This window comes from Planococcus maitriensis, from assembly GCF_003289925.1.
In the GTDB taxonomy this organism is placed as follows: Bacteria; Bacillota; Bacilli; order Bacillales_A; family Planococcaceae; genus Planococcus; species Planococcus maitriensis.
In genome coordinates this window covers 1,125,025-1,137,756 of sequence record NZ_QLZQ01000001.1, presented here as the reverse complement: position 1 = coordinate 1,137,756, position 12,732 = coordinate 1,125,025, and the positions used below count along the sequence as shown (strand labels likewise).

The 12,732-nt window shown below is 51.0% G+C and carries 10 protein-coding genes; all 10 read right to left on the bottom strand.

The features are described 5' to 3' along the window. Positions 1-8: 8 nt before the first annotated feature. Positions 9-1,853: a DNA mismatch repair endonuclease MutL gene (mutL, locus tag DP119_RS05465; protein WP_112231546.1), complete on the bottom strand. Its 1,845-nt coding sequence runs from the start codon at positions 1,851-1,853 to the stop codon at positions 9-11. Positions 1,854-1,857: 4 nt separating this feature from the next. Beyond that, the gene (gene mutS / locus DP119_RS05460; RefSeq protein WP_112231544.1) at positions 1,858-4,383 is read right to left on the bottom strand and encodes a DNA mismatch repair protein MutS; all 2,526 of its coding nucleotides are present in this window, start codon (positions 4,381-4,383) and stop codon (positions 1,858-1,860) included. Between the two features lie 135 nt (positions 4,384-4,518). Next, entirely contained in the window at positions 4,519-4,947 is a 429-nt protein-coding gene (locus DP119_RS05455) for a YlbF/YmcA family competence regulator (protein ID WP_058380497.1), read from the bottom strand. Positions 4,948-5,176: 229 nt separating this feature from the next. Continuing rightward, entirely contained in the window at positions 5,177-5,974 is a 798-nt protein-coding gene (locus tag DP119_RS05450) for a TIGR00282 family metallophosphoesterase (protein WP_112231956.1), read from the bottom strand. Positions 5,975-6,040: 66 nt separating this feature from the next. Continuing rightward, positions 6,041-7,600, bottom strand: a complete 1,560-nt coding sequence (rny, locus tag DP119_RS05445; protein WP_068869359.1) for a ribonuclease Y — start codon at positions 7,598-7,600, stop codon at positions 6,041-6,043. Between the two features lie 229 nt (positions 7,601-7,829). After that, positions 7,830-8,897: a recombinase RecA gene (gene recA / locus DP119_RS05440; protein WP_112231542.1), complete on the bottom strand. Its 1,068-nt coding sequence runs from the start codon at positions 8,895-8,897 to the stop codon at positions 7,830-7,832. Positions 8,898-9,072: 175 nt separating this feature from the next. After that, positions 9,073-10,326 (bottom strand): competence/damage-inducible protein A, encoded by a 1,254-nt coding sequence (locus DP119_RS05435; RefSeq protein ID WP_112231540.1) that lies wholly within the window; start codon positions 10,324-10,326, stop codon positions 9,073-9,075. Between the two features lie 24 nt (positions 10,327-10,350). Next, entirely contained in the window at positions 10,351-10,929 is a 579-nt protein-coding gene (pgsA, locus tag DP119_RS05430; protein WP_112231539.1) for a CDP-diacylglycerol--glycerol-3-phosphate 3-phosphatidyltransferase, read from the bottom strand. A 49-nt stretch (positions 10,930-10,978) separates the two neighbouring features. Next, positions 10,979-11,842, bottom strand: a complete 864-nt coding sequence (locus DP119_RS05425) for a helix-turn-helix domain-containing protein (RefSeq protein ID WP_112231537.1) — start codon at positions 11,840-11,842, stop codon at positions 10,979-10,981. Positions 11,843-11,859: 17 nt separating this feature from the next. Next, the gene (locus DP119_RS05420) at positions 11,860-12,660 is read right to left on the bottom strand and encodes a YmfK family protein (RefSeq protein WP_058380490.1); all 801 of its coding nucleotides are present in this window, start codon (positions 12,658-12,660) and stop codon (positions 11,860-11,862) included. Between the last annotated feature and the right edge of the window lie 72 nt (positions 12,661-12,732).

Genomic DNA, 12,732 nt, shown 5'->3' with positions numbered 1-12,732 from the left:
CGCAGTACTCAATTCATCACGCGCTTGAACATTTTTTCGATATCGTAGGTTTTGAAATGGATGATGACCGGGCGCCCGTGGGGGCAAGTGAATGGCTGTTCCGCATTTTTCAAATCAGCCAATAAACGTTCCATGTCATGCTTTTGCAGAAAGTGGTTCGCTTTGATCGAACGTTTGCAGCTCATCATGATCGCCGCATCTTCACGCAATTTCTTGATATCGACTTTGCGCTCGGCCAGCACTTGCTCAATCAAGTCCTCAATGACTTCCTGTTCAAAGCCTTTCGGGAACCAGGTCGGGTATTCCCTGACAATGAACGTCGTATCGCCGAATTCCTCAAGAAACACGCCGCTTTCTTCCAGGGCATCCAAATGCTCTTTCAAATGCAACGCCTCATCGCGGCTGTAATGGAAGGTTAACGGCAAAAGCAGCGACTGGCGTTCGTTCGAGTCAGTCTCGCCGACTTTTTCACGAAAAAACTCATACTTGATGCGCTCTTGAGCTGCATGTTGATCAATCAAATAAAAGCCGTCCGAGCTTTGTGCCACAATGTAAGTCCCGTGGATTTGGCCGACCACTTCCAGTTCCGGAAATTGCGGACCGTCGTCAATCGCTTGACGGCTTTCGGGCTCATCGAATGGCCCTTGCACGTCTTCTACCGGCTCATACGCCGGTTCAATGACCGGTTCAAGCCTTGGCTCCAGCTTGAAATCCTCAACCCGTTCTTGCAGTTTGTCCTGTTTCCAATCCATCGATGACAGGGGTTCCGGTTGACGGCGCACCGTTTCTTCAACAGGGCGCTTCCACAAATCCAATTGCCGGCTGGGCGCCTGCTTGGCCGGTTTCGGCTTCTCGATGACCGGTGCGCGAACGGCGGTCTGGATGGCCCTGCGTATCGTGTCATGGACAAGTTCCAGCAATTCCTTTTCTTTGCTCAGCCGGATCTGCTGCTTGGAAGGATGCACGTTGACATCGGTCAAATACGGGTCCCCTTTAATGTTCAAGACGACAATCGGCTGGCGCTCCAGTGGCAGGAATGTATGATATGCCTTATGCACCGTATTGGCGATGGCGTAATGCTTGACCCAACGGCCATTGACGAACAGCGAGATGTAATTTTTATTGGCACGCGTAATTTCAGGAAGTGAAGCAAAGCCTTCAATTTGATAATCAGGCGACTCGCCTTCAAACGCGATCATTTTCTTGGCGATGGCCACTCCGTAAATATCCGCCAGCACACGGCGGATATCGCCGCTTCCCGCTGTCTGCAGTAATTGCTTGCCGTCATGGACCAAGCGGAATGAAATACGTGGATAACTGAGCGCGAATCGGTTCATCAAATCAATTGTATGCCCGAGTTCTGTCTGCAAGGTTTTCATGTATTTTAATCTTGCCGGCGTATTGAAAAACAACTGGCCGATGCGGATATCCGTCCCTTGCCGCAAGGCCCCTGCACGCTGTTCTGTGGGCCGGCCGCCTTCAATCTCCAGGTGGGTCCCTGTCGTTCCGTCGGATGTCTGCAACACTACTTTCGAGACGGAGGCGATACTGGCGAGTGCTTCCCCACGGAAGCCGAGCGTGCGGATGCGGAACAGATCATGTTCATTCTCGATTTTGCTCGTGGCATGTCTTGAAAAAGACAATAACGCGTCTTCTTCGTCCATGCCCGCCCCGTTGTCGATAATTTGTATCGATGTCAGCCCTGCTTCCTGCAAGAGCACTTCAATAGCCGTGCTGCCGGCATCGATCGCATTTTCCACCAATTCCTTGACGACGGAAGTCGGCCGTTCGACGACTTCCCCCGCCGCGATTTTATTCGACAGCGGTTCGTCCATCAACCGGATTTTGCCCATGGGATCAGCCTCCTCCGCTTATTTTCTCCTGCAAGTCGTTGATCAGCTGCAATGCTTCGAGCGGCGTCATGCGTGAAATCGACGCATCTTTGATGGTTTGCAGCACTTCTTCATTCACCGTATCCCGTTCATCAAAAAACGATAATTGTTCTGCCTGCTGCTGCGTTTTGTGGTTATCTGCCTCGAAACTAAGCAATAATTCGCGCGCGCGGCGCAAAATCGCTTCCGGCAAATTGGCAAGTTCCGCTACGTGGACGCCGTAGCTCTTATCGGCCGGCCCTCGTTTCACTTTATGCAAAAATACGACTTTTCCGGATTGCTCCATTGCCGAGACATGGACATTTCTCAGCTTTGGCAAAGTTTCTTCCAAAGCCGTCAATTCGTGGTAATGCGTTGAGAACAAGGTATTGGCGCCGATCTGTTCATGGATGTATTCAATCATCGACTGTGCCAGCGCCATGCCGTCATAAGTGGATGTCCCGCGGCCGATTTCATCGAATAATAACAAACTGCGTTCCGTCGCATGGGTGATGGCGTATTGCGATTCCATCATCTCGACCATGAACGTGCTTTGGCCGGAGACGAGGTCATCCGCTGCGCCGATGCGCGTGAAGATCTGGTCGACGATCGGCAATTCCGCAGAAGCCGCCGGGACGTAGCTGCCGATTTGTGCCAGGACGATCGTCAAGGCGACTTGGCGCATATAAGTGCTTTTCCCCGACATATTCGGCCCAGTGATCAGCAGCATATTGCCGTCGTCGCCAAGTTCACAGTCATTCGGTACGTAATGCTGTTTATTGAGCATTTTCTCGACGACCGGATGGCGGCCTTCGCGGATCGAGATTTTTCGCCCGTCGTTAAAGGCCGGTTTCGTGAAGCGGTATTTTTCCGCGACTTCCGAAAAGCTGATATAGACGTCGAGTGCGCTGACTTTTGAAGCCAATTGCTGGATGCGCGAAATGTATTCCTTCACTTGTTCGCGCACGCTGACGAACAATTCGTATTCCAGTGTCAGGCTCTTTTCTTCAGCCGTTAGAATCAAGGTTTCTTTTTCTTTCAATTCCGGCGTAATATAGCGCTCCGCATTGGCCAAGGTCTGTTTTCTTTCGTACCGATCGAGGTCCGCCAAGTGCATATTGGCTTTTGAAATTTCAATATAATAGCCGAAAATCCGGTTATAGCCGATCTTCAACGATCGGATTCCGGTTTTGGCCCGTTCTTTTTGCTCGAGTTCCGCAATCCAATCCTTGCCGTTTCGTGAAGCGTCCCGGTATTCATCCAATTGCGCGTTGAAGCCGTCGCGGATGGTGCCGCCTTCTTTTGCGGATAGCGGCGGATTGTCGCTGATCGCCGCCAGCAACTCGCACACTTCCGGGCAAGGATCTAAACCGGCGCTGAATTGTTCGAGCGAGGCGTGGCCTGAATCTGCAAGCTCACGCACGAGTTCCGGAATCTTCTCCAAGGAATTGCGCAGCTGCGCCAAATCCCGCCCGCTCGCGCTGCCGAATGCCACACGGCCAGACAAACGCTCCAAGTCATACACTTGTTTCAACAATTGCTGCAATTCCACGCGCACGAAATAGCGGTCCATCAAAGCTTCGACCATTTGTTGCCGTGCTTCGATTGCAAAGCGGTCCGCAAGCGGCTGATGCAGCCATTGCTTTAATTTGCGGCTGCCCATGGCCGTGACCGTTTCATCCAATAGCCATAATAACGTGCCTTTATTGTCCCCTCCGCGAATGGATTCAATCAACTCCAGATTGCGTTTCGAGTAATAATCGATGCCTAGGATGCGGGTGTTTTCACGGAATGCGAAGGGCTGGATATGGCCGAGCGATTGCTTTTGGGTCGCTGCGATGTAGGCCAACAGCCGCTTACCGCACATCTCGAGCTCTTTCGGGCAATCGGCGAACAAGGCCGGCTCCGCCGTAAAAGGGCCTTCCATATGCTCAACCGATAAAATGAGTTGCTGGTCTTCTTCCGCGAGCAATAAGCGCAATTGCTCGGAGACGACCAGTTCACGGATATGCAGCGCCTGGAGTTCGTTGAGCAATGCTTTTTCGTTGCCCGCTATGTATGTGGCGGTTGCTTCGCCTGTTGAGATGTCCAAATATGCGAGACCGAAACCGCCTGCCACTTCATCTGCTGCCGCAATGAAATTATTCGCCTTGGCATCGACGCTCTTGCCTTCGGTATGCGTCCCAGGCGTGATGAGGCGGACCACTTCGCGTTTGACTACGCCTTTGGTCGTTTTGGGGTCTTCCACTTGTTCGCATACCGCGACTTTATGGCCTTTTTGAATCAGCTGGTCAATATAGTTTTTCGCGGAATGATGCGGGACCCCACACATCGGGATGCGGTCTTCCCCGTTGCCGCCACGGCTCGTCAATGTGATTTCCAGCAACTGGGACGCCTTGATGGCGTCGTCGTAGAACATTTCATAAAAATCGCCCAAACGGAAAAACAGGAATGCATCCTGGTACTCTGATTTCACTTGCAAATATTGTTGGATCATTGGTGTCGGTGCCATTGTCTACCCTCTCTCATTCAATCAATTGTCCGTTTCCCCATTATAACAAACTCGCCGGCAGAAACGAAAAAACTGAAAGAGCTGGGCTCTTTCAGTTTCTATGAAACCATTGCGCAATTTGTCCTGCGCTGTGGATTATGAGCAGCTTCCGCCGCCATCGTTTCTTACTTTGGATCCTGTCTCGCCGCGCAGCAAGTCGCCGCCGGTATCCGTGATGATGTTGTTCGTCACTTGATTGGCAATCGCCGTAGAAACCATCTGCAATAGCGAGTTGACATCGCTTTGTGATTGCTTGAATTCCTGAACGATCGGCACAGCGTCGATTTCATCTTCGATTTTCTGGATTTTCTTCTCGATCAATTCAAGCGCACGTTCTTTCCCGTAATGCTGGAAATTGACGGCTTGTTTTTGAAGGCTTTTCAAGCTGGCGATTTTTTCGCGGATCTGCTGGTTTTCATTGATCTGTGCTTCCGCACGCTTAAAGAAATCCACTTCTTCTGTTTCAGCGATCATGTCCGCTACTTCACGCGCTTTATCGACGATTTGTTGTTTTGTATAAGTCATTACCGTAGACACCCATTTCCTGGTCCGGTGCCGAGAGCCGGCATCAGACGCTGTATTTTGATTTTCTTTATCTGTCAGAACACTTTCGCTTACGATTGTACAGTGAATCCGCTCAGCCCGACAAGAATTTCGCCTTAAGCCAGCCATTCGCCCACCTCATACCATTATACTGAACGAATGGGGCTTGATACAAGCTGTCCGGCCAATTGTCGTTAAATCGACACCGGGATCACGCCTGGAAAGGGTAATCCTCATTGATATAGATTCTTTCGCAGCCCAGAGCTTTGCCGGTATTGTCGTCAATCTCCGTGAAAAACCCGCTGACGACCGAACGGCCCGATTTAGGCACTTCAAAGCGCGCCGGCATGTTCGTCTTGAAACGGTACAACACAGCATCTTTCTTCATGCCGAGGATTTCATCATACGGCCCGGTCATGCCGACGTCCGAAATATAGGCGGTACCGCCCGGCAATACACGCGCATCCGCAGTCTGGACGTGCGTATGTGTTCCGACAACTGCAGAAGCGCGGCCATCCAAATGCCAGCCCATCGCAATCTTCTCGCTTGTCGCTTCCGCATGGAAATCGACGAAGACGAGCGGGGAGACTTGCTTCGCTTCTTCGATCAATTCATCCGCCATCTTGAATGGGTCGTCATGGGCAGGAAGGAACACGCGGCCATGCAGATTGATAACCGATAAGGTTTTGCCGTTCTTTGTAACCGTCGCCATGCCGCGGCCAGGCGCTTCTTCTGAAAAATTCGCCGGGCGGATCAAATAATCCGCATCGTCGATAAAATCAAAAATTTCTTTTTGGTCCCATGTATGGTTGCCCATCGTCACCATGTCGACCCCCATGAACAATAGGTCCTGGTAGATCGACTTCGTAATGCCGCGGCCTGCAGCGGCATTCTCGCCGTTCGCGATGACGACATCCGGCGCATACTTGCGCTTTAGCCTTGGCAAATACGATTCCAGTGCCTCTCTTCCGATCGATCCGACAATGTCCCCGATAAATAATATTTTCATGCAATCACCTTTCCCCATAAGAAAAAGGCTTCTTTGAATGGATATTCAACGAAGCCTTTTTCGTTTTTATTTTGCGTATTCAACGGCACGCGTTTCGCGGATGACCGTCACTTTGATATGTCCTGGATAATCCAGCTCTTCCTCGATCCGCTTGCGGATGTCGCGTGCAAGGCGGTGCGCAGTCATATCATCGATCTGCTCCGGACGAACCATGATCCGGATTTCACGGCCTGCCTGGATGGCGAACGATTTCTCGACACCTTCATAAGACTCTGAAATCTCTTCCAGCTTTTCAAGCCGGCGGATGTAGTTCTCCAGCGTTTCGCTTCTGGCACCCGGGCGTGCCGCGGATAATGCATCCGCTGCTGCGACAATGACCGAAATGACCGAAGTCGCTTCCGTGTCCCCGTGGTGGGAGGCGATGCTGTTGATGACGACCGGATGTTCCTTGTATTTCGTGCCGAGCTCGACACCGATCTCCACATGGCTGCCTTCAACTTCATGGTCGATGGCCTTGCCGATATCGTGCAGGAGACCTGCGCGTCTTGCAAGGGTCACATCTTCCCCAAGCTCTGCTGCCATGAGGCCTGACAGGAATGCCACTTCAACCGAGTGTTTCAATACGTTCTGGCCATAGCTTGTACGGTAGCGGAGCCGGCCAAGTATCTTGATCAAGTCCGGATGCAAGTTATGTACACCTACGTCAAATGTGGTCTGTTCACCAATTTCACGAATTTGTTCATCGACTTCACGTCTTGACTTCTCGACCATTTCCTCGATTCTCGCTGGGTGGATGCGCCCGTCCGACACTAATTTTTCAAGCGCCAGACGCGCTGTTTCACGGCGGATCGGGTCAAATCCGGAAAGAATGACCGCTTCCGGCGTATCATCGATGATCAAATCGATGCCGGTCAAGGTTTCAAGCGTCCGGATATTGCGCCCTTCGCGCCCGATGATGCGCCCTTTCATCTCGTCATTCGGCAAGTTGACCACGGAAACGGTCGTTTCCGCTACATGGTCTGCAGCAAAACGCTGCATCGCCAGCGACAAGATGTTCTTCGCTTTTTTGTCCGATTCTTCTTTGGCACGGGCTTCCGATTCCTTCACCATGACCGCGATGTCTGTGGACAGCTCGTTCTCTACTTGTTCGAGAATGATGCTCTTCGCTTCTTCGCGTGTCAAAGAGGAAATCCGTTCCATTTCGGTTTGTTGCTGCTGAACCAAATTCTCAGCTTTGCTCTCCATCTGCTCAATATGCTGTTGTTTTTCGGCAAGTGCCTGATCCTTGCGTTCAAGGCCGGCCTCGCGTTTGTTTAATGCATCATCCTTGCGATCCAAATTTTCTTCTCTCTGCAACAACCGATTTTCATGTTTCTGCATTTCCGATCGGCGTTCTCGAATTTCAGATTCAGCTTCAGTACGCAATTTATGATTTTCGTCTTTCGCTTCCAGCAAGGCTTCTTTTTTCAGCGCCTCCGCTTCCCGTTTTGCATCTTCAATGACTTGCTCTGCGGAATGTTTGGCGCCAGCCATTTTGGAATCGTTTGCCTTTTTCAATGCAAAATACCCAACAACTACACCGACGATGATACCAAGCAAAGCGAAGATGAACTCAGTAATACCCATTCGGACACCTCCTCTTGCTATTGATTTTTTACATTTTCAAAGGATGAATCGATAACTCTTTGTGTTTCATCAATCGTTTAAAAATTAGTAAATAATACAATTTTAATTGTATAGATGGACCTATTCCCTGTCAACCCTGCCAAGCCGGTGCCGGTGCTTGTAAAAAGACTGCGAAGCATTCCGCTTCGCAGTCTTTTGGCAAGGTCTTTTATGAAGTTTCAGCTGAAGCTTATTCCTCTTCGTCGATAAGCAAGTTGAATTCTTCTGCATCCTTCTTTTCATCTTTAGGAACGGAAACGGAATACGATGCTGCAGACATGCCGTAATGTTCACGGACTTTCCCTGCGATCTCATTGCGGATGTCTTCATGTTCACGCATGAACTGCTTGGCGTTTTCACGGCCTTGACCAACCCGTTCGTTGTTATAGGAATACCATGAACCGCTTTTTTGGATGATGTCAAGGTCTGCTGCAAGGTCGACGATTTCACCTTCGCGCGAGATGCCCTGTCCATACATGATGTCGACTTCTGCCGTACGGAACGGTGGAGCGACTTTGTTTTTGACAATTTTGATCTTCGTGCGGTTACCGATGATGTCATTGCCTGATTTCAACGCTTCGGCACGGCGTACTTCAAGGCGCACGGACGAATAGAATTTCAATGCACGGCCGCCCGGCGTTACTTCCGGGTTACCGAACATGACGCCGACTTTTTCACGGATTTGGTTGATGAATACAGCAATGGTATTCGATTTGTTGATGGCGCCTGACAGCTTACGGAGGGCCTGTGACATGAGACGGGCTTGAAGTCCGACATGGGAGTCGCCCATTTCGCCTTCGATTTCCGCTTTTGGCACAAGTGCCGCTACGGAGTCGATGACAACGATATCCACTGCGCCGCTGCGCACGAGCGCTTCGGCGATTTCAAGTGCTTGCTCGCCTGTATCCGGCTGTGATAGCAAGAGTTCATCCAAGTTGACGCCGAGCGCTTTCGCGTAAACCGGGTCAAGGGCATGCTCCGCATCGATGAATGCGGCTGTCCCGCCTGAAGCCTGGACTTCTGCAATGGCGTGAAGCGAAACCGTCGTTTTACCCGAACTTTCCGGACCGTAGATCTCGATGACACGGCCGCGCGGATATCCGCCTATGCCGAGTGCAATGTCGAGGGACAATGACCCACTTGATACTGTTGAGACATTATGGCCTGTGCTTTCACCCAATTTCATGACAGAACCTTTACCGAATTGCTTTTCTATTTGTTTTAGCGCCATATCCAGCGCTGCTTTACGATCGCTCAAAAGAAATCCTCCTCTTATGTGAAAAACATTTTTCTAACTGATTTCAGTATACTAGTTTATTGAGAAATTTACAAGAAAAAAGCGAACGTTTATTCGTGTCCGTATAATTGTTTACCGAATTTGATCCCCGCTATCCTATCATTCCCCTGAAATGGGCATGAAAAAACACGCAAAATTAAATTTTGCGCGTGTCTTCATCTGCCAGTGTCCGTATCAAGTAATACAATGCCAATTTCACCGCACGGATGCGGTTTGTGTTTCTCATGCCCGATAGCTGCAGGCGATAGGCTTTCGTCCCTTCACCGCTGGCAATGCCGATCCATACTGTACCGGCCGGTTCCTTGCCATGCGCGTCGGGGCCCGCTGCCCCGGTCAAGCTGACGCTGATGTCGGTATTGAATTTCTCCCGGACAGCCGAAGCCATCGCTTCAGCCGTTTCCTCGCTGACCACGGAATGTTCTTTGAAAAATTCCCGTGCCATGCCAAGCTGCTGGATTTTCATTTGTTCATTATACGTGACGACGCCTCCGTTCAAGACAGCGCTCGCCCCAGCGATGGAAGCGAGTTCTGATTGGAACAGGCCAGCCGTCAAGCTTTCCGCTGCTGATATCGTTTTGCCTTGCTGTTTCAATAAGTCGATGGCTTTCGATGCCAATGAATCATCATCGTAGCCGTACAGATAATCGCCGACACGCTCCAGGATTTCTTCTTTTGCACCGTCGATCAATTTCCATGCCTCATCCGTGGTGTCCGTCTTCGCCGTGATGCGCAGCGTCACTTCGCCCGCGGATGCGAGCGGTGCAATCGTCGGGTTGGTCTGCTTATCCAAAATATCCTGAAGGCGGTCTTCGAGTTCCGCTTCGCCGATTCCGTAGAACCGCAGCACATGTGAAAGAATGATGTTTTCCTCATTGAGCATGCGCACCAATTTAGGCTTCGCCTCGAACTGGAACATCGGCTCCAGTTCATGCGGCGGCCCCGGCAGCAGCATATACATATGATCGCCGTCTTGATACATCATTCCGGGCGCCATTCCGTTCTCATTGACAAGTACTTCACTGCCTGCAAGAACGAGCGCCTGCTTTTTGTTATTGTCGGTCATCGGGCGGCCGGCGCGCTCGAAAAACGCGGCAATCGATTCCATCGCCGAATCGTCCATCGAAAGCGTCGTGCCTAGATGGTTCGCGATGGTCTGTTTCGTTAAATCATCTTTTGTCGGCCCAAGCCCCCCGGAGAAGATGATCAAGTCAGCACGGGATTCCGCGATGGCGATCGTTTCCTTCAAACGCTCCGGATTGTCGCCTACAGCCGTATGGTAATACACATTGATCCCGATTTCAGCAAGATGCCCTGAAATGAAGCGTGCATTGGTATTGGTGATCTGGCCGAGCAGGAGCTCTGAGCCCACTGCGATAATTTCAGCGTTCATAGCGGTCTTCCTTTCGTGTGGCGCTTATTTGGATGCCATAAGCCCTTTGCGGTTGGCGTAGAAATAATCCCAACCGGACCAGACAGTGAACAGCAATGCGATATAGAGCATGATTTCCCCGAACGGAATGCCGATCAGCGCAAAGATCATATTGTAAAGCAAGAGCGAGATGATCGCGAGCAGCTGTGTGACCGTCTTGATTTTGCCCAAATTGCCCGCTGCCACGACTTCTCCTTCGCCTGCCAGGACCAAGCGCAAGCCTGTTACGGCGAATTCACGGCTGATGATGACGATGACGACCCATGCCGGCGCGAATCCGAGCTCGACCAGAATGATCAATGCGGCAGAGACGAGGAGTTTATCGGCAAGAGGATCCAGGAATTTACCGAAAGTCGTGACTAAATTGTATTTGCGTGCATAATAGCCATCGACCCAGTCGGTGGCGGATGCAAAAATGAAAATCAATGCCCCGATGAAATGCGCGACCGGAAGCGTTGCCCCCAGAAGCGTCATGTCTCCCCACCCGAAATCGATGAGCATGAAAGCCATGAAGATCGGGATGAGCAAGATCCGGGAAATGGTGATTTGGTTTGGAATATTCATTTGTTTTTCTCCTTTCAATCCTTGCAGAAAAATAGCCATCGGGTGATGGCTATTCGGCATCATCAAAGCGGATGATGATATTTTGAGGTTTTCGCTCTTGTTCATACGGAACCGTTTCACCGTTCAGCTCAATTGAAAGCATCGAGTAATCCCCGATGCGCATGAACACGCTCGTCTCATCAGATACATCAACGGCTTCCGTCTCACCGGCCTCGAACACGCGGGCGAGGCTCAACAGTTCAGCTCCGTCATCGTCCATGACGGCCAGCCAGGAATCCCCGCTTGCCGTAAACGCAAGCTCCCTGTCCGCCGGGCCTGAGAACGTATAAGTCGTCGTTTCACCCGTTACGCTTTCAAGTTCCAATTGTGCTTGTGGTTCTTGGGGTTCCGGTTGTTCTTCCGGTTCATCAGCGGGAGCTTCTTCCTCGGCCGCTTCCGGCTGTTCATCCGGTTGTTGCTCAGGCGGTGCTTCGTATTCCACATCGCCGCTTTCCTCTTCCAGCTGGACATCATTCCCTGATGTGCTGAGCAGATAGAAATACCAAATAACCAATAGTATGAAAACGATAAATAATGCCACCAGCACTTTCGGCATTGATTCTGCGAAAGGTCCAGAGCTGCGTTTTTTCTTTTCGGGCCTGCGCGTCAAATGCTCAGCAGGGACGGTCCCCGGCTCATCTTCCGGCAATTCGCTTTTGTGCTCCCTTAACAGGGCATCGCCGTCCAAGCCGACTGCCTGTGCATAGCGCTTGATGAACGCACGCACATAAAAACCGCCGGGGATTGAGGAATAATCCCCGGTTTCGATGCCTTCCAAATGATGCTTTTGGATTTTCGTCCGCTCATTAAGCTGTCCTAAGCTTAAGCCTTGATCGAGCCTTGCCTGTTTCAGCTTCGTGCCCAATTGTCCCATCGTCATCACCTGCCTGGTTAAAAGTTGAAACCGTCGCCGAACATGTCCATCTGGTCTTTATTGTCCATAAACGTGTTTTTCTCCAATACTTCATATGTGATCTTTTCTTCCGGGTGATGGCGCAATTCGATAATATAATCGAAATCGTCGATGCTGTACTCGGAGTGTTCGACAAATTTATCCGGATGTTCAACCACTTTGATGGTCGGCATGCGCATCATCTCCCGCACGAGCTGAAGATGGCGTTCATCGGCTGAACGTCGCGTGACGATGCCGTCCAAGATAAAGATGTTATTGTCGTTGTGTTCATCGCCCATCAATTGGTTGCGGACGGTTTGTTTGATCATCGTGGACGACAGGAAAATCCATTTCTTGTTTGCGCTGACACTTGCGGCGACAATCGACTCGGTTTTCCCGACACGCGGCATGCCCCGAAGCCCGACCAGCTTGTGGCCTTCCTGCTTGAAGATTTCTGCCATGAAATCGACGAGCAGCCCGAGTTCATCCCGCACGAAACGGAAAGTCTTCCGGTCGTCTGCATCACGCTGGATATAACGCCCATGCCGCACGGCGAGAATGTCCCGCAATTTCGGTTCGCGGAATTTCGTCACCGCAATCGTTTCGATCGTCGACAGGATCTGTTCGAAGCGTTCAATCTGCACGTCATGCTCTGCACGCAGCAACATGCCGCGACGCCCCTGGTCCACGCCGTTGATGGTGACGATATTGACGCGCAGCATGCCGAGAAGCGACGCAATGTCCCCGAGCAGGCCCGGGCGGTTGACTTGGATTTCATACTCAAAATACCATTCTTTCATGCTTCACTCTCCCTTCCCATACATCATTCGCCATACACTATGGCCCTTTGCCTTTATGATAGCCTACATCGA

Bases quoted from the DNA above. Each gene is read 5' to 3' on its own strand.
- DP119_RS05435 (WP_112231540.1), bottom strand. From the start codon at position 10,326: ATGAACGCTGAAATTATCGCAGTGGGCTCAGAGCTCCTGCTCGGCCAG.
- DP119_RS05420 (WP_058380490.1), bottom strand. From the start codon at position 12,660: ATGAAAGAATGGTATTTTGAGTATGAAATCCAAGTCAACCGCCCGGGC.
- DP119_RS05425 (WP_112231537.1), bottom strand. From the start codon at position 11,842: ATGGGACAATTGGGCACGAAGCTGAAACAGGCAAGGCTCGATCAAGGC.
- DP119_RS05455 (WP_058380497.1), bottom strand. From the start codon at position 4,947: ATGACTTATACAAAACAACAAATCGTCGATAAAGCGCGTGAAGTAGCG.
- DP119_RS05450 (WP_112231956.1), bottom strand. From the start codon at position 5,974: ATGAAAATATTATTTATCGGGGACATTGTCGGATCGATCGGAAGAGAG.
- pgsA (WP_112231539.1), bottom strand. From the start codon at position 10,929: ATGAATATTCCAAACCAAATCACCATTTCCCGGATCTTGCTCATCCCG.
- mutL (WP_112231546.1), bottom strand. From the start codon at position 1,853: ATGGGCAAAATCCGGTTGATGGACGAACCGCTGTCGAATAAAATCGCG.
- rny (WP_068869359.1), bottom strand. From the start codon at position 7,600: ATGGGTATTACTGAGTTCATCTTCGCTTTGCTTGGTATCATCGTCGGT.
- mutS (WP_112231544.1), bottom strand. From the start codon at position 4,383: ATGGCACCGACACCAATGATCCAACAATATTTGCAAGTGAAATCAGAG.